General features: G+C 53.9%; 21 protein-coding genes. 12 read left to right on the forward strand and 9 right to left on the reverse strand.

The features are described 5' to 3' along the window. Positions 1 to 39 precede the first annotated feature (39 nt). The 3 genes from ACOQPM_RS09445 to ACOQPM_RS09455 all read left to right on the forward strand — a co-directional run bounded on the left by ACOQPM_RS09445 (position 40) and on the right by ACOQPM_RS09455 (position 2,183). Complete coding sequence (locus ACOQPM_RS09445) at positions 40 to 1,008, forward strand: lysylphosphatidylglycerol synthase transmembrane domain-containing protein (RefSeq protein ID WP_420629004.1); 969 nt, start codon at positions 40 to 42, stop codon at positions 1,006 to 1,008. Between the two features lie 140 nt (positions 1,009 to 1,148). Further along, complete coding sequence (locus ACOQPM_RS09450) at positions 1,149 to 1,490, forward strand: hypothetical protein (RefSeq protein WP_420629005.1); 342 nt, start codon at positions 1,149 to 1,151, stop codon at positions 1,488 to 1,490. Between the two features lie 30 nt (positions 1,491 to 1,520). Then, positions 1,521 to 2,183 carry a rhomboid family intramembrane serine protease gene (locus ACOQPM_RS09455; protein WP_420629006.1) on the forward strand — a complete coding sequence of 221 codons (663 nt, stop codon included), beginning with the start codon at positions 1,521 to 1,523 and terminating at the stop codon, positions 2,181 to 2,183. On the opposite strand, the gene ACOQPM_RS09460 is transcribed toward ACOQPM_RS09455, so the two are convergent. The 9 genes from ACOQPM_RS09460 to nth form a co-directional block, all read right to left on the reverse strand. Continuing rightward, positions 2,180 to 3,040 (reverse strand): class I SAM-dependent methyltransferase, encoded by an 861-nt coding sequence (locus tag ACOQPM_RS09460; RefSeq protein ID WP_420629007.1) that lies wholly within the window; start codon positions 3,038 to 3,040, stop codon positions 2,180 to 2,182. The genes ACOQPM_RS09455 and ACOQPM_RS09460 overlap by 4 nt on opposite strands. An 82-nt stretch (positions 3,041 to 3,122) precedes the next feature. Beyond that, positions 3,123 to 4,190, reverse strand: a complete 1,068-nt coding sequence (locus ACOQPM_RS09465; protein WP_420629008.1) for a glycosyltransferase family 4 protein — start codon at positions 4,188 to 4,190, stop codon at positions 3,123 to 3,125. Between the two features lie 8 nt (positions 4,191 to 4,198). Next, entirely contained in the window at positions 4,199 to 4,960 is a 762-nt protein-coding gene (locus ACOQPM_RS09470; protein WP_420629009.1) for a class I SAM-dependent DNA methyltransferase, read from the reverse strand. After that, on the reverse strand, positions 4,950 to 5,345 hold the full coding sequence (locus ACOQPM_RS09475; protein WP_420629010.1) for a 6-pyruvoyl trahydropterin synthase family protein: 396 nt from the start codon (positions 5,343 to 5,345) through the stop codon (positions 4,950 to 4,952). Before ACOQPM_RS09475 ends, ACOQPM_RS09470 begins: the two co-directional genes overlap by 11 nt. A gap of 68 nt (positions 5,346 to 5,413) precedes the next feature. Beyond that, positions 5,414 to 6,436, reverse strand: a complete 1,023-nt coding sequence (locus ACOQPM_RS09480; RefSeq protein WP_420629011.1) for a zinc-dependent alcohol dehydrogenase — start codon at positions 6,434 to 6,436, stop codon at positions 5,414 to 5,416. Between the two features lie 68 nt (positions 6,437 to 6,504). Beyond that, positions 6,505 to 6,939 carry a PaaI family thioesterase gene (locus ACOQPM_RS09485; RefSeq protein ID WP_420629012.1) on the reverse strand — a complete coding sequence of 145 codons (435 nt, stop codon included), beginning with the start codon at positions 6,937 to 6,939 and terminating at the stop codon, positions 6,505 to 6,507. Between the two features lie 71 nt (positions 6,940 to 7,010). Further along, positions 7,011 to 8,309, reverse strand: a complete 1,299-nt coding sequence (gene ribA, locus ACOQPM_RS09490; protein WP_420629013.1) for a GTP cyclohydrolase II — start codon at positions 8,307 to 8,309, stop codon at positions 7,011 to 7,013. Positions 8,310 to 8,395: 86 nt separating this feature from the next. Further along, complete coding sequence (locus ACOQPM_RS09495) at positions 8,396 to 9,514, reverse strand: GNAT family N-acetyltransferase (protein ID WP_420629014.1); 1,119 nt, start codon at positions 9,512 to 9,514, stop codon at positions 8,396 to 8,398. 49 nt (positions 9,515 to 9,563) lie between these two features. Continuing rightward, a complete protein-coding gene (nth, locus tag ACOQPM_RS09500) occupies positions 9,564 to 10,211 on the reverse strand; it encodes an endonuclease III (RefSeq protein WP_420629015.1) in 648 nt (215 codons plus the stop codon). A gap of 201 nt (positions 10,212 to 10,412) precedes the next feature. On the opposite strand from nth, the gene ACOQPM_RS09505 reads away from it, so the two are divergent. The 9 genes from ACOQPM_RS09505 (at position 10,413) to ACOQPM_RS09545 (ending at position 22,497) form a co-directional block, all read left to right on the forward strand. Further along, positions 10,413 to 12,413, forward strand: coding sequence for an amylo-alpha-1,6-glucosidase (locus ACOQPM_RS09505; RefSeq protein WP_420629016.1), 2,001 nt, complete (start codon positions 10,413 to 10,415; stop codon positions 12,411 to 12,413). 81 nt (positions 12,414 to 12,494) lie between these two features. Then, complete coding sequence (gene gnd, locus ACOQPM_RS09510) at positions 12,495 to 13,409, forward strand: phosphogluconate dehydrogenase (NAD(+)-dependent, decarboxylating) (RefSeq protein ID WP_420629018.1); 915 nt, start codon at positions 12,495 to 12,497, stop codon at positions 13,407 to 13,409. Positions 13,410 to 13,489: 80 nt separating this feature from the next. After that, positions 13,490 to 14,269: a cyclic nucleotide-binding domain-containing protein gene (locus ACOQPM_RS09515; protein WP_420629019.1), complete on the forward strand. Its 780-nt coding sequence runs from the start codon at positions 13,490 to 13,492 to the stop codon at positions 14,267 to 14,269. Continuing rightward, positions 14,266 to 14,733 (forward strand): HIT family protein, encoded by a 468-nt coding sequence (locus ACOQPM_RS09520; RefSeq protein WP_420629021.1) that lies wholly within the window; start codon positions 14,266 to 14,268, stop codon positions 14,731 to 14,733. The genes ACOQPM_RS09515 and ACOQPM_RS09520 overlap by 4 nt, the downstream gene beginning before the upstream one ends. Positions 14,734 to 14,743: 10 nt before the next feature. Next, positions 14,744 to 15,442, forward strand: a complete 699-nt coding sequence (gene rpiA / locus ACOQPM_RS09525) for a ribose-5-phosphate isomerase RpiA (protein WP_420629022.1) — start codon at positions 14,744 to 14,746, stop codon at positions 15,440 to 15,442. A 127-nt stretch (positions 15,443 to 15,569) separates the two neighbouring features. Further along, positions 15,570 to 17,189: a molybdopterin-dependent oxidoreductase gene (locus tag ACOQPM_RS09530; RefSeq protein ID WP_420629023.1), complete on the forward strand. Its 1,620-nt coding sequence runs from the start codon at positions 15,570 to 15,572 to the stop codon at positions 17,187 to 17,189. Between the two features lie 143 nt (positions 17,190 to 17,332). After that, positions 17,333 to 17,998, forward strand: coding sequence for a DM13 domain-containing protein (locus ACOQPM_RS09535; protein WP_420629024.1), 666 nt, complete (start codon positions 17,333 to 17,335; stop codon positions 17,996 to 17,998). Between the two features lie 104 nt (positions 17,999 to 18,102). Continuing rightward, positions 18,103 to 20,217 carry a hypothetical protein gene (locus tag ACOQPM_RS09540; protein ID WP_420629025.1) on the forward strand — a complete coding sequence of 705 codons (2,115 nt, stop codon included), beginning with the start codon at positions 18,103 to 18,105 and terminating at the stop codon, positions 20,215 to 20,217. A 60-nt stretch (positions 20,218 to 20,277) separates the two neighbouring features. Further along, a complete protein-coding gene (locus ACOQPM_RS09545; protein WP_420629026.1) occupies positions 20,278 to 22,497 on the forward strand; it encodes an amino acid permease in 2,220 nt (739 codons plus the stop codon). Positions 22,498 to 22,552: the final 55 nt, after the last annotated feature.

The raw sequence follows: 22,552 nt of genomic DNA on the forward strand, positions 1-22,552 counted from the left end.
AACGGTGACGGGTCACCGATTACCGTTAACGGGATTGGAATGAAGAAACGATTTGGAAAGGCATTTATTTGGGGCGTTGCGCTTCTTGTACTATGGCTGGTCGTGCGCTCTGTGCCGCTGCGCGAGGTGGGGCGGACGCTGGCTCTGCTACAGGGTTGGCAGTTGGTTGTTTTACTGTTTTTGAATGGATTGGTGCTGCTGGGGTTGAACGGCCGTTGGTGGCTGCTGCTGCGTGGGCTAGGGTACAAGCTGCCGTTTGGCTCGCTGCTGGGGCATCGCCTGGCGGCGTTTGGGGTAAGCTACTTCACGCCAGGGCCCCACTTTGGCGGGGAGCCGGTGCAGGTGCTGCTGGTGGAGCGGCAGCATGGCGTGCCGCGTGCTGGGGCCATTGCGGCCGTTTCATTGGATAAAACCGTAGAGCTGCTGCTCAACTTTGGCTTTCTGGTTTTCGGGGTTGCGCTGGTGGTGCAGACTGGTTTGTTGGGCGGTGCTGTGGGCGGGCAAACGGCCGTCTGGGTGCTGCTCCTTCTCTTACCGCCAATGCTCTATTTGTGGCGCATCTGGCTAGGGGGGCAACCAATCACCAAGCTGTTGCGGATTGTGAAATTGGAGAGGTGGGTAACGGCCGTTTCCGCCAGCGAAATCCAAATGAACACCCTTTGCCAACAAAATCCTGGCGCGCTGTTGGGTGCAATTGGTATCTCTGTCCTCAGTTGGGGGCTGATGATTATAGAATTTTACGCGATGGCTACCTTTTTAGGCGTGTCGCTGTCGCTGGTGCAGCTCATTGCCTTGCTCACAGCGGCGCGGTTAGCCTATCTGCTGCCGCTGCCCGGTGGGCTAGGCACACTGGAAGCTAGCCAAGTGTGGGCGTTGGGACTCATGGGGTTCAATCCGGCGGCAGGGCTGGGATTAAGCCTGCTCATCCGCCTGCGGGACGTGCTGCTGGGGCTGCTGGGGTTGTGGTGGATGGGTCGGCGGCTGAAGATGGTTTGGATACGGCCGTAACCCAATCGCCATCTTTGGGGTTTTACAAACAGGCATACATCAAATCGCGCCAGGCGGCGCATGATTTGGTAATCCGGGGCACCATCTACCCACTGCGCCCACCCCCTTTTCACTCATTTTAGGCAAGAGGAGGTTTTCCAATGGATTTGACAGCAAATTTATCAGGTCAGCAGAAGACAATTGTGGGGCTTACCGTAGCTACGGCGCTTATTCACATTGTGTTGGGCGTACTGGCTGGCGGTACATTCTTGATCATGTTTCTGCTCAATGGGCTGGGCTATTTGGTGCTGATGGCAGCGCTTTACTTTTTGCCCCAGTTTGCCGCCCAGCGGTCGCTGATTCGGTGGGTGCTATTGGCGTTTACGGCCGTTACCTTCATCCTCTACTTCGTTTTTAACTGGCCAGATATTTGGTCGCCAATAGGCATTGTAGACAAGTTGATTGAGCTGGCACTCATCGTATTGCTGTGGCAAGACAAGTAACCAATTAGTTTAGTCAATTTCTGAATTTGATTGGACGCTGCTGGCCTTGAGGTTACAATGAGGCTAGCAGCTTTTTGTTTCCCTAATTTCTGCCACCAGACCATGTTCCTTTATCGCCTTTACGAAACCTTCCTTAATCTGCCAGCGGGCTTGCAAACCGTCCTGATCATGCTGCTTTTCATGTACATCCTTCACTTAGCAGACCGGTACATGTTCAAGAAAAAGCTAAAGGCATCCTACGGGCTTCAACCTAGACAAGCCAACAATTTACTGTCACCCGTTTTGGCCCACACACTGCATAAAGACAGGAAACATCTTTTCGGCAACTCTGTCCCTTTTGCCATTTTAGGTTCGATTATTGCCCTATCCAGCTTGCCCGCTTTTTGGATAGCAACAGGCTCCATTGTGACAATTGGTAGCCTGGGCACATGGTTAATTGGCTCAAAAAGCAGGCATTTGGGTGCCAGTGGTTTGGTTACAGGTTATTTTGGCTACCTTGTTTTCGATGGTTTCATAAATCAAGAGACGCAATCCGCTTTAATTGGAATTATTGTGGGGTTCTTCTATTTTGGCATCTTCCGCCTGGTTTTACGGAGGCATAAAGGCTATTCCAACGCCATGCACTTCTTCGGTTTTTGGGGCGGGCTAATTGCGGCTTGGGCTAAACCATTCTTGCTGCAAAATCTTATTTAACGCTCTCCAACCCATCGCCCCACAAAATCAAGCTGGTGGGCAATGTACACCAGTTCCCCTGCCTCAATTTGCGCCCGCCGCTGGGCGATCCAATCTTCAAACTGCGCCGCATCCAGGTCTGGATGATTCGCTAAGGCACGGCGCATCGTTTCCACGATGAACTGCAAGAAATATTTCTCGTCGGCCGGGTAGCCTGCCGTGTAAACATCTGGCTGGGCAAAAACGACCCAATCGGAGCCACCCGCAGCCAAAATCTGTGCGCCTGCCTGTCTTAAATGAGTAAACAGGTGCCTTCCGCTACGGCTATCACCAGACGGCCGTCCCCCCGTCATACGCTCATCCATCGTTTGGTGATAAAGCTGCTCAATTTTGGCATCCAGTGCTGGGTCAATGGCGGGTTCCAGTATGGTCACGCCGTCGAAGTTGATGCTAAAGTAGAATACCCCGCCTGGCTTGAGCAAGGAAAATAGCTGCGGCAGCGTGGCGGGAATGTCCATCAAATCTAAAAAGGCGTGAGCGATGAGCACATCCCACTGCTGCTGGCCTTGCTCTCGCCGGATAAAGTCAAACAGATCAACTGCTTCTAGCATGAGCGCAATGCCTGGAGGCAAGCTAGCCAGCCGCTGCCTAGCGGTGGCAATGTTCTCTGACTGGTTGTCAATGGCCGTGTATTTTGCGGATGAAATGAACCGTTGTTCAACTAGCCGTTCAATCATTGTGCCGATGCCTGCGCCAATTTCCAGGATGGCGGGCTGGGGTGGCAGGTTTTGTCGCAGCGTCTGCCAAACGTGGGCATTAAGGGCGCGGTCATCAACCGTTTTTTTGGCGGCGAGGTAGCGAGGAAAATCGTAAATCATAATCTTTTACCGTGTCATACCCGCGTAGGCGGGTATACATTTTTGTGTTCGGCTCGGATTCCTGCCTTCGCAGAGCCTGCCCTCACGGAGGGGGAGGAATGACCGATTGTAAGAAGTTGCGGATTTGGGACATGGAATCAGACCAAGTCGGGTGAGCAGCAAAGCGAGTTTGGGCAGCGAGGCTCATTTTGGCAAGCTGACTGCGGTTGTGGTGCAGCGCGTGAATATGTTGGCGGAGCGTCGGTGTGTCTTCCACTAAAAAGCCATCCGCGCCGTGGGTGATGATTTCGTGGGCTGCGCCGCCGCGTCCGGCAATGGCGGGCAGGCCAAAACCCATGCCTTCGAGGTAAACAATGCCGAAGCCTTCATAGCTGGAGGGGACAATGAGCAGGTGACTTTGCATCATTTTGGAAGCGAGTTCCGCATCGCTGAGGGGGCCGTGAAGTGTGACGTTGTAGGTGATCTGCTGCTGGATTTGTTGGGTGTATTGAGGGGAAACGGCCGTCTCCCCCACAACATCCAGCACCCAGTCAGATTTGGGCAAGCCAGCCACCGCTTCTAGCAAAATGTGCAATCCCTTGCGCGGAATCACGTTACCCACAAACAGCAACCGCAGTGGCCCTGACTGCTGGGCGCGGTCTTCAATTTGCGCGGGGGTGATGTTTGGCTGTAAACGATCGCCTGCGGGTAGAGCCACCACATGCGGCGGCGAATCGCCGACCAGAGATTGAACAACCTGGCGCGTTGTCTGGCTGTTGAAGATGAAGCCATCTACAGAGGCGAGGTAACGCCGCTCGATTTGCTGGTAAACCCAATTTTGCCAACTTGGGCGCAGTTCGCTGCACCGCAGGTGGTGGACGATGCTCACAATCGGGTAGCTAATCTGGCCGCGCAGCCGCTGATTGAGCCAGAAGAGGGAAGGATGGTTGAGTTCATCTTGCAGCAGCAGATCAAAATCGGCCAGGCGTAGCTGCTCTGCCAGGGCAAACCAGACGTTGTGCAGCAGGGAACGGCCATATCCTTCCCAGGGCAGCGAGACAATTTCCATTTCGTCACCAGCCGCCTCCAAATGCTCAACCAGATTGCGGTCGTATAGGTAGCCGCCGGAGATTGTTTGGAGACGGCCGTAAATGATGAGCCCAACCTTCATGACGGAACTCAGCGACGATGTGTGCAAACATAAATCTGAAGATAGCCATCTGCTGTTAAAGGGTTTCCTCGCCAATCTCCATAACGAGACAGCACCGTAAAACCATTGTAGTAAAGCAGAGATTCCATTTCTTGAGGCATAATGTAGCGCAAAGCCAGCCTTTCTGGCTGACCCTCTTTTGGCTCGTCCGCCTCAGGCCAATGGCGATACAATGTTTGATACCAGATTTGTTGCAAATGATCGTAATGATCTGTTCCGGACACCTGAACTTCACGCCCCTTGCCATCAACAAACGAATACCAAGCTTGTTTTTCTGGAACGTTCATCATGGAAGTTGGTCGTTTGAAGCCAATGTCAATGACAAACTTCCCGTCTTCGGCCAGATGTTTACGCACGCAAGCCAGCATTGCTTCCTGATCAGAGCGGCTAAGCAGGTGCTGAAAAACTGAACCATAAGTAAAAATCAACGCGTATTGCGTTTCCAGATTAAAGTTGCGTGTGTCATCGCAAATCCACTTTATGGGCAACGCTTTCGCTTTGGTTTGGGCATGAGCCAGCATACCTGATTCAATATCAAGCCCGGTTATATCAAAACCTCGTTCTGCAAATGGGATAGTTACCCGCCCGGTGCCGCAACCTAGCTCAAGCATTGGCCCAGATGTTTGCAAAGCCAATTCAAGCAAGATGGTGTTGTCCAGTTCAATAGGCCCACTTTCAATATCGTAGTTAGCAGGGTCTGCATACATTTCCATGTTTGAATCATCCTTCATATATTTCTCCAATTGGCAACCAATACGATGCCCAGGCGATCTCGTTTTCCCAAATTTTGACGGTGAGATGACTGAGCGTTTCTGCCTGAATGCGTTCGGCGAGTTGGGTGGCCAGAATGCGGGCAAAATGCTCGATGCTGGGGTTGAGCCCGGCAAATTCGGGCAGGTCGTTGAGCGTTTTGTCTTTATAGTACGCTACCAACGCTTCCAGATTGGCTTCGATGTCCACAATATCCACAAGGTAGCCATGCTGGTCCAGGGTGGGGCCAGATAGCTGAAGCTCGACGATGTAATGGTGGGAATGCCATTCATTTTCTGCCCCCCAATCCCCACCGATGAGGAAATGTTGGGCGACAAAATCACGTTTGACGGCGACGGTGTACATAATTTCTCCATTTTGTGGTTGGTAGTTAGCGGCTAGTTACGTGAGCACAAACCACTAGCCGCCAACCGCTAGTAACTAAAAATTACCTGCACGGCCGTTTCTGGCCTCATATCAATCAATTCATACGCTTGGGCAGCTTGCGCCAGCGGGAAGCGGTGGGTGATGAGCTGCTGGGGCTGCACTTTTTGCAGCATCTGCCAGGCAACGGCCAGCCGCCGTGCTTTGCGCCACCGCCCTCCCCAGCGTGGCGCGAGATGGCTCACCTGGCTGCTGATGAGCCGAATCTGGCTGCGGTGGAAGCGGCCGCCCAGGTTCAGATTGGCACGTTTGCTACCGTACCAGGAGCCGATGAGGATACGGCCGTCGAAACCCATCGCCTCAATCGCCACATCCAAGGCCGCCGGATTTCCGGACAGTTCAAAGGCCAAATCCAAGCCGGGATGATAGCTGGCGTGGGGCAGTGCCGCCAAAATTTGGTCAGCTAAATCCGGGGCGGCGGGGTCCAGGCTGGCGGCGGCTCCTAGCTTGCGCGACCAGTCACGGCGGAGCGGGTAACCGTCTAGCGTGAGCAGGCAGGCGAGCGGCAGCTGCGCCAACAAGCTGGTGGTGAGCAAGCCCACAACGCCCTGACCAAAGACGGCCGTTTGCTCACCGAGCCCCGGCTGTGCGTCCATGATGAAGGAGACGGCCGTTTCCATGTTTGGTAAGAAGACGGCCGTTTCTGGCAGCATCCCACCCGGCAGGGGCAGCACTGCATCTGGCTGGGCGATAAAGTGGGATTGGTGAGGCTGGAAGGCAAAAACCAGCCGATCCCGCCACGATTTTTGTACAGCGTTGCCAATTTCCACCACGCGCCCGACGGTGGCGTAACCATACTTCTGTGGATAGCCACCGTCACCGAGCGCGGCAATTGTGGCGTCGGTCATCAGCTCTGGCGGCATTTGGCCTCGATACAGCAGCATCTCCGTGCCTGGGCTGATGGCGGAGACCACCGTTTGTACTAGCAGTGCATCATCTGGCAGCGGTGGCAGCGTTTCTTCGCGGATTTCTAGCTGGTATGGGGCGGTGAAAAAAAGGGCTTGTCGTTGCATAGTTTTGTGCTGTCGCAGGGGTAGACCTCCGTGTCTGCCCAAAACAGGGCGCACATGGGAGTATGCCCCTACCGCTGGATCATGGTGGCGGTCATGAGGGCACACCGTTTGCGTGCGCCGGTTTCATCTTCGCCAAACAGTTCGCCCTGGCAAACGGTGAGCATGCGCCCGGGGCGCACCACGCGCCCAATGGCAATCATCTTTACGCCCAGCGCCGGGGCTAATAAATTGACCTTGAACTCAACCGTGACAACCTCGCTGCCTGGCGGCATTAGTGTGAGGGCAGCATACCCACAAGCAGAATCCACAACGGCCGTTGTCGCTCCCGCATGAACAAAGCCATGTTGTTGGGACAAGCTAGCTGAGACGGGTAACTCGATTGTTATTTCTCCAGGGGAAACGGCCGTTAGCTCCGCCCCTAAAAATGCCATAAATCCCTGCTGGGCAAAGCTCGCTCGCACCGTCTGTTCATAGTCTGGATTCTGCACGTTAAACTGAGTCATCCACCCTTCCTTCATTTTTGAGCCGCGGATTGCGCGGATTTTTTAATCCTTGTAATCCGCACAATCCGTGACTAACTTTTTTCCGGCCAGCTTACATCGCCGGAGAGGATCATATCTTTGCCCAGCCACTGGGTTTGTGGATTTTGTAGCTGGGGCAGGCCGTGGCCGTTCAGGTTGCCCACGGCGTTGAGGCCACCCACCAGCAGCGGTGCCACGGTAATCACCAGCCGATCCACCAACTGCGCTGCCAAGAAGCTGGTGATGATGCCTGCGCCCCCTTCCACCATGAGTCGGCGAATGTGGAATTGGGGCAAACGCGCCAGCAGCGCAGGTAAGCTCACCTGTCCGTTGGCGGTGGCGGGCAAACGCACAACGGTTGCCCCCAAATCTAGTAAAGCGTGTTCTTTGGTGGAAGCGGCCGTTTCCGCAGTAGCTACAATCGGTTTGCGGGGATGCTCTATGAGCAGTTTGGCGGTGAGAGGCAACCGCAGTTGGCTATCTACGATAATGGGCTGCGGGTCGGCACCAGCCACGAGGCGCACCGTCAGGCGCGGATCGTCGGCCAACACAGTGCCAATGCCTACCAAAATCGCATCATGGCTGGCGCGTAGCTGGTGGGTGAGCGTAAGCGACTCTTGTCCGCTGAGTACCATTGGCTGGCCGCGCTGCCGCGTAATTGAGCCATCCACACTTTGAGCATAGCTGAGAGTGACAAAGGGACGGCCGTTTGGCATCGGTTTGGGCTTGGGTGATGGCTGTGGGGAACGGCCGTTCAAATTCAGCAAGTGGCGCATTCGTTCCACCTTGGTGGCCAGGTAAGCCGCATTTTCCACGGTTAGCGCGGCAGGCATCGGCACTCGCTCGGCAACCTGTATGCCCAACTGCTCCAAACTTTCAATCTTGCTGGGGTTGTTGGTAAGCAGCCGCACAGATGACACGCCTAAATCATCCAAAATGCGAGCCGCGATGGTGTAATCGCGCGCATCTGCCTGATGGCCGAGCTTCAAATTTGCGTCAACCGTATCGTACCCTTCATCCTGCAAATTGTAGGCACGCAGCTTGTCTAGCAAGCCAATGCCGCGCCCCTCCTGCCGCAGATACACAATGACGCCCGCACCCGCTTGGGCAATTTTTTCCATCGCCTGATTGAGTTGGGGGCCACAGTCGCAGCGCAGTGAGCCCAGTACATCACCCGTAAAGCATTCGGAGTGAATGCGTACCAGCGATGGCTCCTGCAGCACCATTTCTCCAAAAACGAGGGCTAAATGTTCTTTTTGATCCTGATTGTTTTGATAGTAGCAAAGTTGAAACTCGCCCACCTCTGTGGGAATTCGGGCGCACGTTCGGCGCTCAACGGCAAGCTTTTTCATTTTGTACACACTCCAACACAACTTTTTCCGTAAGCCAGTTGTTTCTATTAAATTATACGCAACTCTGGAAGGAATGGATCGTGGGGCTAAAAGGTACGCTCGTAGAGTTGGTATGTTTGTTGGGTGATGGCTTTGTGGTGGTGCAGAAAGGGTACGGCCGTTCCACCCTCCCACACTGGCCCAATTGTTATTTTTTGCCACCCTGCGGCCTGGGCAGACTGGATGGTTTGCTGCCAAAGCTGCCGCCCAATGCCCTGCACGCGCCACGCGGGGTGTACGCCCCCCAGCAATACCCTGCCTGCGGAAACTGTGCGATGACGAACGGCCGTTAACCCCAGCCCCCACATACCACGACCGCCACGAAACCGCCGCAGCCGCGCTGCCAAATCTGGCAGGAGCAGCACCAGGCCAACCGGTTGCTCATCAATCCAGGCAACCCAGCCACGCAGCTGCGGCCCCAGCCAGCGTTGCCAATAGGCTGCTTCCAAATCATCTGGTGTAGGGAACCCGGCCGGATTTTGGCAAAGCATAACCAGCAGGGGCAGCAGCACGCCACTAAGCTGAGCCGGGTTCAGCGGGCGCAGCATCGCGGGGTGCTGTGGCATGTTAGTTAGAGCTGTTGTTGGCACAATGCAAGAAAACAGCGTTGCCTGGGCAATTGGGCGCATCCGCCGCGCCAGCACCTCTGGCAAATAGGGCGGATTGTACGGCGTGTGCTGGGGCGGTTGCTGCTGCCAATGGCTGACGAGTGCACCGCTGCCGAGTTGTGGCAAGAGGCTTACGGGGCCAAGCAGCCGCCGAATGCCCCGGTTAACCAAGCCCTCGATGATGTTGTCCTGGTAGGCTAGAAATGCTGCTTTGTTGTTGGTGCAGTGCAGGTAGGCCAGGTATGCAGTGCGATCGTGGCGGCGCGGGTCGTGCAGCAAAATATTGGTGACCAGTGGCGTCTCGAAGTTGGCCAGGGCTGGTCTGGTAGTCACTGACTGCTGGTTCCTTTGGCGCAAGCCATCAAAGTAATGCAACCGGGGCTGCATACGGGCCAAGTGTGGCTGTTTGGCGGGGTTGAGCAGCGTGTGTATGTAGTGGGCGTCAGGTGGCGTCCAGCGATTATCTCTTCCATAAATTTGCCGACTGTAGCGGAGAAAGGTGCGGCGATCCCAATGAGAAACGGCCGTATGCAACTGGTAGTTAAAGTAATCACTCATATTTTTGAGCCGCAGAAAGTTCAGAGTAAGGGCGGTTCTCGAATGACCCTTACCACTCCACCGAGGGGCAGATGTCGTTGAGCGGGCAGTTGGGGCAGTCTGGGCGGCGGGCAATGCAAATGCGGCGGCCATGAAAGATGAGCAGGTGCGAAATATTGATCCAATGCTCGTGGGGAATAATTTCCATTAGCTCACGCTCCACCTTGACTGGGTCTTTGTTGTTGCTTGTAAGGCCCAGTTTGTGGGCAATGCGCTTAACGTGGGTGTCTACGGTGATGCCTTCTGCCTTGCCGTAAATTTCGCCCAGCACTACATTGGCCGTTTTGCGGGCCACCCCTTTTAGCTGCGTCAAATCGTCCATCTCATCTGGTACGTCGCCGCCATGATTTTGCAGTAGGGAAACGGCCGTTGACTGTATAAACTCTGCCTTCTGCCGAAAAAATCCCGTCGGACGAATCGTTTCTTCCAATTCTGCGCGGTCGGCAGCGGCAAAAGCAGCAACATCAGGGTATTTTGTGAAAAGCTCCGGCGTTACCTGGTTCACGCGCACGTCTGTACATTGGGCCGAGAGAATGGTGGCCACCAGAAGTTGGAGAGGCGTCTCATAATTTAGCTCGCAATGGGCGTCTGGATGGGTGGCTTGCAGCCGCTGCAAAACGGTCTGCACAAATTCTGGGGAGGGTTTTTGGTAAGCCATGTATGTTCCTGTTCGGTGCTGGGCAATCTGCCAAAAAATTGCCCGTTTTTGCCGTGTAACTCTAGCGTTATCAGATTCGGCGCGCAAGTGTATAATGGGCGGCGGGAATTTTTGTGTTCAGGTGATTAAGTTTTCAGGTACTCAAGTTTTCACCTGCTCACTTCAACACTTGACGTTTGAACACCTTGAAGGAGCAACTGTGTGCTAATTGATTTTGGACGCGAACTGTGTGGCGATTTGGCAACGGCCGAATCACGAGAATGGCTGGTAACCAACGGCATTGGCGGTTTTGCCTCTGGCACCGTGGCAGGGACGCTCACGCGCCGCTACCACGGCTTGCTGATGGCGGCACTGGAGCCGCCTCTGGGCCGGACGCTGCTGTTAGCCAAGCTGGATGAGACGGTGGAGTATGAGGGAATTTACCCTCGAAGCGGCCGTTTCTATCCACTTTATGTTAACCGTTGGGCAAATGGCGTAGTAGAAGGCAACGGGCACCAAACGATCAACCGATTCCACCTGGAGGGCACGACCCCCGTTTGGACCTACGCTTTCGGTAATGCCCTATTAGAAAAGCGCATCTGGATGCAGCCCGGCGCGAACACAACCTACATGCAATACAAGCTTATCCGCGCTACAGGGCCGCTCACCATGGAAGCCAAAGCGTTTGTTAACTACCGTGACTACCACAGCACGACCATTGTCAATGACTGGGAACCAGAAATTGCAGAAGTGACAAACGGTTTGTGTCTAAAAATTCATGAAGAAGCAACCCCATTTTATCTACTCAGTAACAAAATGCAGATGACGCCACAGTTTGACTGGTACGAAGATTTCTACCTGAGTATTGAGGAGTATCGTGGGCAAAATGACGTGCAGGAAGACCACATCTATGCTGCGCAGCTTCGCAAGGTGCTTCGCCCTGGCGAATCGCTGACGCTGGTGGCCAGCACAGACCCCAACGCCAACCTGGATGGAGACGAGGCTTATGCCGAGCGGCAAACGTATGAAGCGGAATTACTGGATCGCGCCCGCAAAGTGCATCCGGTTGAACTTCCTCCACAGATTGACCAGCTAGTTTTGGCAGCCGACCAGTTTGTGGTGAAAAGGCCAACCGCACGAGATGAAAACGGCCGTTCCATCATTGCTGGCTATCCCTGGTTTAGCGACTGGGGACGCGACACGATGATCGCCCTGCCTGGCTTAACGCTAACCACAGGGCGGCCCGAAGTTGCCGCCTCTATTTTACACACCTACGCCCAATTTGTAGACCAGGGGATGCTGCCGAACCGCTTCCCAGACGAAGGCGAACATCCCGAATACAACACCGTAGACGCCACGCTTTGGTATTTTGAAGCCCTCCGTGCCTACCATGCAACCACAAAGGATGATGCCCTGGTAAAAGAGCTGTTCCCCGTGCTGCAAGAAATTGTCATGTGGCACAAGCGAGGTACCCGCTACAACATCCAGATGGACACAGAAGACGGGCTACTCTTCGCTGGCGAAGAAGGAGTACAGCTCACGTGGATGGACGCCAAAGTAGACAATTGGGTTGTGACTTCGCGCATTGGCAAGCCCGTAGAAATTAATGCTCTCTGGTTCAACGCACTTTGCATCATGGCTAATTTTGCCCGGCTCTTAGGCGAAGATGCCACCGAATACAACACCCTCATTAAGCAGGTGAAGCAAGGGTTTGGCCGTTTTTGGAACCAGGAAATGGGCTATTGTTACGATGTAATTGACGGGCCAGATGCCGATGGACTAGATGGCAGCTTGCGTCCCAACCAGCTCTTTGCCATTTCGCTGCCCCACAGTCCGCTAACGCCAGAGCAGCAGCGTTCTGCTTTGGATGCGTGTGGTCGCCACTTGGTGACAGCACACGGCTTACGCAGCCTCTCATCTGATGACGAAGCGTATATTGGGCATTATGGCGGGGACCGCTACAAGCGAGATGGCGCTTATCATCAAGGTACGGTGTGGGGATGGCTGATTGGTGCATTTGTAAGTGCCCATCTGCGCGTGTACAGCGATAAAAAAGATGCCCGATCTTATCTGGCATTTTTGTTAAACCACCAGATCAAGGCACATACCGTGGGCAGTTTAAGCGAAATTTTTGACGGGGATGCGCCTTATACGCCTCGCGGCTGTTCAGCCCAGGCTTGGAGCGTGGCCGAAGTTTTACGCACCTGGCAAGAAACCAGCTAGTTTCAGCACAGTCCGGTAATTCTGCTAAATCATTGTAATGATATTGTTTCTAAAAGCGTCTGACCGGATGGAGGTTCGATTATGAAATTAGCAATGGTTGGATTAGGCAAAATGGGCGGTAACATGGCTCGCCGTTTAATTGTAGGTGGTCATGAAGTCGTTGGGTTTAATCTGCATTCAGATGTTACTGACCAACTCGCAGCAGAATTCGGGCTGATTCCGGCTTACTCATTGGCAGAGGTTGTAGAAAATTTAGAGGCTCCCCGCGTGGTGTGGGTCATGGTGCCGGCAGGTAAACCCACTGAAAGTGTCATCACCGAACTAAGCAAATTACTCAGCGAAGGCGATCTGGTCGTGGATGGCGGCAACAGCAACTACAAAGAGACGCTCCGTCGTGGAACGATGCTTGCCAAAAAAGGCATCCGCCTTGTAGATGTGGGAACCAGCGGCGGCGTGTGGGGCTTAAAGGAAGGGTACAGCATGATGGTTGGTGGGTCAGAAACGGCCGTTGCCACCCTCACCCCAATCCTCAAAACTCTGGCTCCCAGCGCAGACAAAGGCTGGGGACATGTTGGCCCCAGTGGGGCTGGTCATTTTGTGAAGATGGTGCACAACGGCATTGAATATGGCCTGATGCAAGCGTATGCCGAAGGGTTTGAAATTATGAAGGCCAAAGAAGATTTTGGCCTCGATTTGCACCAAATCTCGGAAATATGGCGTTCTGGCAGCGTCGTACGCTCTTGGCTACTGGATTTAACGGCAAATGCATTGTCAGAAGATGCCAATTTGAGCAATATTGAAGGGTATGTACCCGATAGCGGCGAAGGGCGCTGGACGGTGCAGGAAGCGATTGATTTGGACATTCCCGCGCCCATCATTACGCATTCGCTGTTTGCCCGCTTTGTCAGCCGCCAGGATGAAAGTTTTGGGGCCAAGCTGCTGGCAGCCATGCGAAATCAGTTCGGCGGGCACGCTGTCGTCAAAGTAGATAATTAAAATTAGCCACAGAGCACACAGAGGGAAAAGAGAAAATACCCCTCATAGACCTCTGTGGCAAAATAAAACAGGCAGACGCAATGTTTGAAAATAAACCAAAATTTGGCCCAGAGCAGTTTCCCGCAGGCACAAACATTATTCGGCAGGGGGATGCGCCGGACAAGTTTTACATCATCACGCGGGGGCGCGTGGCGGTGCTGTTGCAACCGCCGGATGGCCTGGATGCGGTGCTGGATTATTTGGGGCCGGGTGATTTTTTTGGGGAAGTGGGGCTGCTGCGGCAAAGTCGGCGGATGGCCACGGTGCGGGCAGAAACGGCCGTTGACGTTATGACGATGGATTATGCAACCTTCAAAACGTGGATTGATGGTTCTTCACTTATTGCCCAGGAAATCAAGGCGTTGGCGGCTGAACGTACCCGCGATACTGGCCCTTTGGAACCAGCCCCGGCACCAAACATCCCCCCAATGCCAGATGATTTTGTAAAAACGGCCGTTGAATCTGCTGAACAGTATGAAGCAGAGGCGGTGATTGTGCGGCAGGGGGAGCAGCCAGATCGCTTTTACATCATCACCGAAGGGTTCGTGTCTGTGACTCATGAAGATGAAACTGGCAAGCAGCATCAAGTAGCTTACCTGACGGCTGGGGATTACTTTGGTGAAATTGGCCTGTTGGAAGGAAGTCAACGAATTGCGACGGTAACGGCCGTTACCCATGTAAAAGTTGTCTCCTTCGACCGCGACACTTTCCGCCGCTGGATGCGCCAATCTCCCAGCAGCCAGGATGACATTGCTCAAACGGCCGCTCGCCGCCGCAAGAATACGGGTCGGTTGTCATTGCCTGGGCAGGAAGAAACATGAAAGCCTGTCGTAGTTGCGAGCTAATTGCTCGACGAGATAGCAACAATGCGCCGTTATGGGATAATATTTTTAGAACAGAATATTGGGATGTCGTCCATCACCTTGACACAGAACTGGTAGGCTGGCTAGTGTTGGTTACACGGCGACACATCCCATCTGTAGCTGAATTGAGTGCAGCAGAAGCATCTGAATTAGGCCAGCTATTGCGAACTGTTTCCCTGGCTCTGAAGCAAGTTACTGGTTGTCTGAAAACATACGTGCTTCAATTTGCTGAACATCCTCGGCATCCGCATGTGCATTTTCACATTACGCCCCGCATGAAAGCTCAGCCAGACAACCGGCGAGGGCCGCAAATTATGGCATACGCTGGCGTTAATGAGGACAATCGGGTTGATGAAGCAACAATGAACGAAATCGGAGCGCAAGTGCGGCAATTTTTGTTATCTATAAATGACAAGAACTAAACGCGAAATCATGAGTGCAGACATTACAGAACTGAAGCGGCAAGCCGCCGAAAAAGCGGTTGAGTTCGTCCAGTCAGGAATGGTGGTGGGTTTAGGAACGGGTAGTACGGCCGTCCACGCCGTGCGTGCCGTCGGGCGGCTGCTAAAAAGTGGCGAACTGCAAAACATCGTCGCCATCCCCACCTCTGAGGCCACGGCCTGTGAAGCTGAGTCGCTGCAAATTCCGCTGGTTACGTTTGACGAGCATCCGAAAGTTGACATAACGATTGACGGAGCCGATGAAATCGCGCCGAATTTAGACGTGATTAAGGGGTTGGGTGGAGCATTGCTACGCGAAAAGATTGTAGCGGCAGCGTCCAGACGGTTTGTCATCGTGGCTGACCACACCAAGCGCGTACCCCAATTGGGCAGCAAAGCCCCTGTGCCGGTGGAAGTGATTTCCTTTGCCGAGCAGCCAGTATCTGACTATTTGGAATCGTTGGGGGCACGGGTGGTCAAGCGAATGGATGAAGATGGGGAACGGCCGTTCCGCACCGACGAAAACAACATCATCCTCGACTGCTATCTTTCCCCCATTGTCAATCCACAACAAATAGCTGCCGCTATCCGCCAACAGCCCGGCGTGGTGGAACATGGGCTCTTTCTCAACATGGCTACCGATGCCGTCCTGGCCACGCCCGATGGCATTGAACATCTAACTCATGAGTAACCAATCCACAACGCCTCTGTAATAAATCTGTAAGCAGTTTTCGCTAAGGTAAAACCGTCTAAGTGGGTAAGTGACAAAGTTTTCATTTCTCACTTTTCAATAAATTCTTTCCGTTTCAGGAGAAATTATGCTTAGAAAACTTTCTTTTGGTGCTTTGGTTGGCTTACTTTTAACGGCGGCGGTAACGGCCGTTCATTATTTGGCAGCCCAACTTGTCGGCACGGCCTTCATTCCCTTCGACTTTTTCAACTGGATGACTCGCGTGCTGCCCGGCGATCTCATCACCTTTGGCATTGATATGATGATTGACACGATGCTGGCGTTGGGTTTGAGCGTGGTTGATTTGGCTAAAACGGCCGAACGCGTCTCTGCTGTGCTGCAATTTGTGGGCATGACGGTGGTGTTAGGCGCAATCATTTTTGCAATTTGGCATTTGCTCAAGCTGCGCCGTCCCCGCTTGGCGGGTCTGATTGTGGGTGCAATTGTGGGGCTGCCGCTGCTTACTATTAGCCAATCTGTGGCACAGCTAGATGTACCGCCATTGATAAATGGGCTGTGGCTATTTGGCAGCTTTTTGGTTTGGGGTTGGCTGTTGGGTGTGGCTTACGGCCGTCTCTTCCCCGCCGAATCCGCAGCAGAACCCGAACCTGAAGCAGTTCCCGTCAATGATGTGCAGGTGATTGACCGACGTCGCTTTTTGATTCAGCTTGGGGCGAGTACGGCCGTACTCACCGTCGCTGGCACAGGCATTGGTGCCACGCTAGCCCGCGCCGAACGCGCCCGTCTTTCCGCAGGCGGTGCTAGGATCGGCTCTGGCGACATCATCTTCCCCAATGCCAACGACCCCATTATCCCCGCTCCCGGCACTCGGCTGGAATACACGCCCGTCTCCGAACATTACCAAGTTTTCCTGCAAACCGAACCCACTATTATCGAAGAAGAAGATTGGCAACTACCTATCACCGGGCTAGTAGATAATCCGCGTATCTTTACGCTGCAACAGTTCCGCGACGAGTTTGAATCGTTTGATCAGTTCGTGACGCTCACCTGCATTTCTGGGCGGGTGGGGACGGGTCTCATCAGCACCACCAAATGGACGGGCGTTAGTGTCCAAGACGTGCTAGAAGCAGTTGGTGTGCAGCCAGAAGCCAAATATCTCTATATCACCTCCGGCGACGGCTTTTACGAGACGGTTGATTTGGAGCTGATTCGCAACGACCGCCGCATCATGTTTTGCTACGCCTGGGACGACAAGCTGCTGCCCAAAGATCACGGCTTCCCGCTCCGCATCTGGATTCCTGACCGATACGGCATGAAGCAGCCCAAATGGATTGTAGGCATTGAAGTGACAGACGAGTACCAACCTGGCTACTGGGTAGAGCGCAATTGGAGCAAAGAAGCCATCGTCAGAACCACTTCTGTTATTGATACGGTGGCCGTAGACAGCGTAGGCGCGGTTGGTGGCCAGCAGGTTATCCCGGTAGGCGGCATTGCCTACTCCGGGGCACGCGGCATTGGCGGCGTGGAGGTGCGCGTCAACGGCGGCGATTGGCAACCCGCCCAGCTACGCGCCCCGCTTTCAGAAACCACCTGGGTCATTTGGCGGTACGATTGGCCGTTCACCGAAGGCAATCACCTGTTTGAGGTGCGCTGCACCGAGGCAGACGGCACGCCCCAAATTGAAGAAAGCAACCCGAATCGCCCCGATGGCTCAACTGGCATTCACAGCTTTGAAGCTTCTGTGTAACTGAAAAAGGATGGTTCTTTGGGATTTCCTGCGGTAGGGGCGTACCCCCGTGTGCGCCCAGAGTGGGCAGACACGGGGGTCTGCCCCTACACATGGTGTCGATCCTCCGAAATTCTGAAGACCCAAAAGGATTTAACATAATCATGACTAGAGAAGGCAAGATAATTATAGGCGTAGTGGGGGCTGCCATGCTGTTTTTTGTGGGCTGGTATCTAGCCGGGCCGCTATTTATCACCAACAGCGTGGATGAAGCATTTCCCTTTGAAATTCCAGACGCCACGACCTTAGCCAATATGGACTCGGCAGAGATGGCAGACCTGGAAGATGAGTTTATGGCCACCGTACCCAACGAAGCCACCATTGAGCAACTGTCTGATGAAGATAGGGCGTTAGTGGAAGCACAGGTGATGGAAGCGGCTGCTACGGTCATGGCCGACAAGGAAATGGACGACGCCATGCCTGCTGCTGAGTGGGTAATCGCTGCCTCCGGTACATTTTTGGGGGCTGATAGTTTTCATGAGGGTGAGGGAACGGCCGTTATCTTCCAACAAGGCGAGCAACGTGTGCTGCGCTTTGAGGATTTCCGCGTCACCAACGGCCCGGATTTACACGTCATTCTCAGCAAAAATGCCGATCCTATCGGCAGTGGCATTGGTGAAGATTACCTCGATCTGGGTCAACTGAAAGGCAACGTAGGCAACCAAAATTACGAACTGTCCGCCGATTTAGACTTGAGCGAATACCAGAGCGTGGTCATTTACTGCATGCCGTTCCACGTCCTGTTTTCGGCAGCCAGCCTGAACGGCTAACGCCACAACAAAACGACATCATCCTGTATAATTAAATGGCTTCTGGCAATTGCCGGAAGCCATTTTCTATTAACCGGAGATATTATGGGCGTAAGCTCAACACCATGAATGAAAACCGTATTGCGTATTCCGTATTCCGTCATTTTCTACGCAATACGCAATACGCTCTATTTTCGTGCCTAAAGCGAAACCCTATTCTGTTTGCCACCCTTTTGGTCATGCTGGGTGCTGGCTGGCTCTATTGGCCCACCCTGCGGCTGCCGCTCATCTACGACACGCTGCTGCACATTCGCATTGCGGGCGGGCTAGATTTTGCTTCCGTTTGGCTACCCACCGAAGCGTTTGGCTTTTACCGCCCAATGACCTTTTTCCCGATGCTACTCATTGAGGCATTGTTTGGCGACTATCCGGCATGGCTGCTGCATGGCAACAATGTGGTGCAACATGCGCTCAATGCGGGCTTGCTGGCCTGGTTAAGCTGGCGGCTGTGGCCCGATTGGCGACGCGCCTTTGCCGCTGGTGCAATTTTTGCCACCTTTCCTTTTGCGTACCAGGCGGTGACGGTATACGGCCACAATGTGCATCCGGCAATGACGGGATTGGTGCTGTTGGGGTTGCATTGTTATCTGGCGGCTCTTAAAACAAAAGGAACACAGAGGTACACGGAGGAGCCACAGAGAAGCACGGAGAAAAATAAATGGTGGGTACTCACGGCCGTTTTATTTGGTTTGATGGTGCTGACGCACGAAACGGCCGTCCTCTTCGGCGGATTTGCGGCTCTGGTACACATTTGTACCCAGCCAGAATTGCTCACCCAACCGCGCCAACTATTGCGCCAACTGCCGCAGCAGCCATGGCGTTGGTTTTTGCTGGCGGGGCTGGCCTATTTGGTTATCTACCAATTTTTGCCGATTAGCCGTGCGCCCCAGGCGGCAGAAGTGGGGCAGAATTTGTGGCTGAACGGTCTGTATTTGCTGCAAGCGGCCGTTTTTCCCATCGCCTGGTTTGCCCATTTGCTCCCGAACGTGAGTGGCGAACTAATCACGTTGGCTGGCACGGGGCTGGTTTTGACAGCGGCTGGCTGTCTAGCGTGGCGCAAACCCACCTGGCGCGCCCCGCTGCTGCTGGCCGGAGGTTGGTGGGCGGCCACCAGTTTGCTCCTGGCCGTCACCCTGCCCACCGACTATTTGCTGCGTGGGCCGCGCCTGCTTTATTTGGGCAGCGCGGGGGTGGCGCTGCTGTGGGCAAACTTGTTAGCGGGCGTGTGGTCTACCCTCACCCCAGCCCTCTCCCTCAAGGGAGAGGGAGCCAGTCCCCTCCCCCTCGCAGGGGGAGGGCTAGGGAGGGGGTTGTTGTGGACGGCCGTTCTCGCCTTCATCCTCCTCACCAGCACCCAGTTTGTCCGCACCAAGCTCACCCAATATGAGCAACTCACCCAACCAGTAGCCGTCATGCAAAAAAACATTGCCCCAGACAGCGAAATTGTTCTCATCAATTTGCCGCAGTGGCTAGACATGCCGCCCAAAACCTACGCTATCGGCGTAGAGTTCGTCACCATGTTGGGTGATTATTTGTTTGCAGAAGAGTTGGTTAGCTTCAATCTGTCCAGCCAACATCTGGTGTGGGCTGTAAACTTGCCAGAGCTGCAAAACAGCCAGGCTTATGCCTACGGTGTTCACGCACAGCATGAATGGTTAACCGGATTCAACAACCAAGCTCGCCATTATTTTATTACCAACTACTTACCTAATGGCCCCCAAACTGCATACACAGGCTATGTCCTGCCACAGCAGGCACAACCACCCATTTCCCCGCCTAATCCAATCGCCCACCTTGGAATGTACCAACTGACTGCCGTTGAAGCTGCTTATTGCGCTAACCATGTGACAATTTCGCTACGCTGGCTGGCAGATGGTGAAGCGATTCCAGAGACGACCTCTGTGTTTGTGCAGGTTTTGGGAGCAGACGGCCGTCTCCTCGCCCAATCAGACGGCCCGCCGTTGGGTATTCGTCCCAGCCTGCTGGCAGCCACACTAGATTGGGCCATATTTGATTTGCGCGAAATTCCGCTAGAGGAAGGGCAAACGCCCCATACCTTGCTGGTAGGCGTCTATGATTTTGCCACTGGCGAACGCAGCCCCGCCACCGACAACTTCGGCCAGCCCTTGCCTGATAATGCTTGGCGTGAACCCATCAATTACTGTTCCAAAACAGAGTAGATAGTTGCACTACATGGTACAATTTTAGAAACTCACTTTTGGCCAACGGAGACAACTATTTTGGAGCAAATTCAAGCCCGTTTAAGCAATTGGTTGAAGGGTGGCGAAGGGTCAGAAAGCGACGGCAAATTTGGTACCTTCCCCGGCGTGTTTACGCCTACTGTTTTAACCATCCTCGGTGCAATTATGTATTTGCGTCTCGGGCAGGTAGTGGGGAATACGGGTCTGCTGGGAGCCATTCTCATCATTTTGCTGGCGCATGTTATTACCGTTTCTACCGGATTGGCTGTCTCATCGGTAGTAACCAACACGCGGGTTGGGGCTGGGGGCGCGTTTGCCATCATTTCGCAATCGTTGGGGCTGGAAGTGGGGGGCAGCGTGGGCATCCCCTTGTTTATTGCCCAGGGTATTTCGGTGGCTCTCTACGTGCTGGCCTTTGCCGAGGCATGGTTGGCCATATTTTCAAACCATTCCATGTTCCTCGTTTCTGTTATCACCTTTGCCATTGTATTTGGCATAGCGTACGTGAGTGCCCAGTTTGCAGCGCGGATTCAGTACCTCATTTTGGGCATTGTGAGCTTTTCGCTATTTTCGGTGCTGCTGGCGAGTTTTCCTGTTGCGGGGCGGGCGGGGTTGACGGAAACGGCCGTTCTCTGGGGCCCATTTACAGAGTGGAGTTTCTGGGAAGCCTTTGCCATCTTCTTCCCAGCCGTCACGGGGATCATGGTGGGCATTAGCCTTAGTGGATCGCTCAAAGACCCCCGCCGCAGCATTCCCCTGGGCACGATGAGCGCCATCGGCCTGACGCTGGTAGTGTACCTGCTGCTAGCCTACTGGCTGGCACACGCCGCCCCCGCCGACGAACTTAGACGGAACAGCACCGTGATGGTTGACCAAGCATTTTGGGGCTGGGCGATTCTAGCTGGCATGCTGGGGGCAACATTTTCTTCTGCACTTGGCTCATTGGTGGCTGCTCCCCGCGTTATGCAAGCTTTGGCACTGCACAGCATCTTACCTCTCAGCGAGATTTTGGCGCAGGAAACAGACCAAGGCGAACCGAGACCCGCCCTGTACGCTACCAGCGCGATTGGATTGATTACGCTGTTGATCGCCCTGGCTAGCGGTGGGCTAAACGCGGTTGCTAGCATCATTACCATGTTCTTTTTAATTACCTATGGTATGCTCAACTTGGTCGTTTTGATTGAACAGATGTTGAGTACCGTGAGCTTTCGGCCTACGTTTCGCGTACCGCGCATTGTGCCGTTTACTGGTCTCGTCGGCTGTGTTTTTGTGATGCTTCTCATCAACCCGGTGTTTAGCCTGGTGGCTATGGTGGTGGTTGTGCTGGTGTATGGCTACCTGCTGCGGCGGAATTTAGAATATTTGCCTAGCGACGTGCGAAGCGGCATGTTTTTATCGCTAGCAGAGTGGGCAACAACGCGGGTTAGCCGCCTGCCTCCGGCCGTTAAGCGAACTTGGAAACCGTCGGTATTGGCGCCCATAGAGCAAACACAGGAGCTAACGGGCAGCTACCGCTTTTTGCGGGCGTTGGCCGCACCACAGGGGGCTATTCATGCGCTTGGCATCTACCCTGAAGGAGATGATTCAGGGCTGAGAGGGCTAGCAGACCTGACGGATTCGTTTGCCGACGAGGGCATTTTTGCCCGCACCACGCTGCTGGAAGAGTCTGATCTGGTGAACGGGGTTCGCTCAGCGACGCAGATTTTACGCAATACCTTTTTTCGGCCTAATTTGCTGTTTTTGAATTTGCGCGAAGAATCTAATTTGGATATTTTGCAGCAGTTGGTGGACAAAACGGCCGCTTACAACATGGGTATCGTTTTGCTAGCACGCCATCCGGTGCGGGCTTTGGGGCGACAGCATTTGGTTAACGTCTGGATTTCGCACCGGGGCGATGATTGGCAGATTGATTTGCGCTGGAGCAACTCCGATTTAGCCCTGCTGCTAGCGTACCAGCTAACCAAAAATTGGTCTGGTAAAATAAATTTGTGCATGGCAGTAGCCTCAGAAGATGAACTGTCTGTTGCAAATGAATTTTTACACGAGCTAATCGATCTGGCCAGATTGCCCAAGAACAGTGGTGTAACTGTGGTGCAAGCCCCGTTTGCTGATGCCCTGCACCAAGTTCCTCGTGCGGATCTGGCAATTTTTGGGCTACCTAATCCGGCACAGCTTACGTTTTGCCAGGAAATTGTGGCAGCGGTAGATGGTTCTTGCCTGTTTGTACGCGACTCTGGTGAGGAAAGTGCTTTGGCTTGATTTCGTAGAGCGTAGTGCGTAGAAAGCATTCTGTTTTTTACGCATTACGCACTAC

The organism is Candidatus Leptofilum sp., from assembly GCF_965223525.1.
In the GTDB taxonomy this organism is placed as follows: domain Bacteria; phylum Chloroflexota; class Anaerolineae; order Promineifilales; family Promineifilaceae; genus Leptofilum.

What these genes read in the sequence shown, in the direction of transcription:
- ACOQPM_RS09445 (WP_420629004.1), top strand. Translation starts at nt 40, where the DNA reads ATGAAGAAACGATTTGGAAAGGCATTTATTTGGGGCGTTGCGCTTCTT.
- ACOQPM_RS09450 (WP_420629005.1), top strand. Translation starts at nt 1,149, where the DNA reads ATGGATTTGACAGCAAATTTATCAGGTCAGCAGAAGACAATTGTGGGG.
- ACOQPM_RS09460 (WP_420629007.1), bottom strand. Translation starts at nt 3,040, where the DNA reads ATGATTTACGATTTTCCTCGCTACCTCGCCGCCAAAAAAACGGTTGAT.
- ACOQPM_RS09465 (WP_420629008.1), bottom strand. Translation starts at nt 4,190, where the DNA reads ATGAAGGTTGGGCTCATCATTTACGGCCGTCTCCAAACAATCTCCGGC.
- ACOQPM_RS09470 (WP_420629009.1), bottom strand. Translation starts at nt 4,960, where the DNA reads ATGAAGGATGATTCAAACATGGAAATGTATGCAGACCCTGCTAACTAC.
- ACOQPM_RS09475 (WP_420629010.1), bottom strand. Translation starts at nt 5,345, where the DNA reads ATGTACACCGTCGCCGTCAAACGTGATTTTGTCGCCCAACATTTCCTC.
- ACOQPM_RS09480 (WP_420629011.1), bottom strand. Translation starts at nt 6,436, where the DNA reads ATGCAACGACAAGCCCTTTTTTTCACCGCCCCATACCAGCTAGAAATC.
- ACOQPM_RS09485 (WP_420629012.1), bottom strand. Translation starts at nt 6,939, where the DNA reads ATGACTCAGTTTAACGTGCAGAATCCAGACTATGAACAGACGGTGCGA.
- ribA (WP_420629013.1), bottom strand. Translation starts at nt 8,309, where the DNA reads ATGAAAAAGCTTGCCGTTGAGCGCCGAACGTGCGCCCGAATTCCCACA.
- ACOQPM_RS09495 (WP_420629014.1), bottom strand. Translation starts at nt 9,514, where the DNA reads ATGAGTGATTACTTTAACTACCAGTTGCATACGGCCGTTTCTCATTGG.
- nth (WP_420629015.1), bottom strand. Translation starts at nt 10,211, where the DNA reads ATGGCTTACCAAAAACCCTCCCCAGAATTTGTGCAGACCGTTTTGCAG.
- gnd (WP_420629018.1), top strand. Translation starts at nt 12,495, where the DNA reads ATGAAATTAGCAATGGTTGGATTAGGCAAAATGGGCGGTAACATGGCT.
- ACOQPM_RS09515 (WP_420629019.1), top strand. Translation starts at nt 13,490, where the DNA reads ATGTTTGAAAATAAACCAAAATTTGGCCCAGAGCAGTTTCCCGCAGGC.
- ACOQPM_RS09520 (WP_420629021.1), top strand. Translation starts at nt 14,266, where the DNA reads ATGAAAGCCTGTCGTAGTTGCGAGCTAATTGCTCGACGAGATAGCAAC.
- rpiA (WP_420629022.1), top strand. Translation starts at nt 14,744, where the DNA reads ATGAGTGCAGACATTACAGAACTGAAGCGGCAAGCCGCCGAAAAAGCG.
- ACOQPM_RS09530 (WP_420629023.1), top strand. Translation starts at nt 15,570, where the DNA reads ATGCTTAGAAAACTTTCTTTTGGTGCTTTGGTTGGCTTACTTTTAACG.
- ACOQPM_RS09535 (WP_420629024.1), top strand. Translation starts at nt 17,333, where the DNA reads ATGACTAGAGAAGGCAAGATAATTATAGGCGTAGTGGGGGCTGCCATG.
- ACOQPM_RS09540 (WP_420629025.1), top strand. Translation starts at nt 18,103, where the DNA reads ATGAATGAAAACCGTATTGCGTATTCCGTATTCCGTCATTTTCTACGC.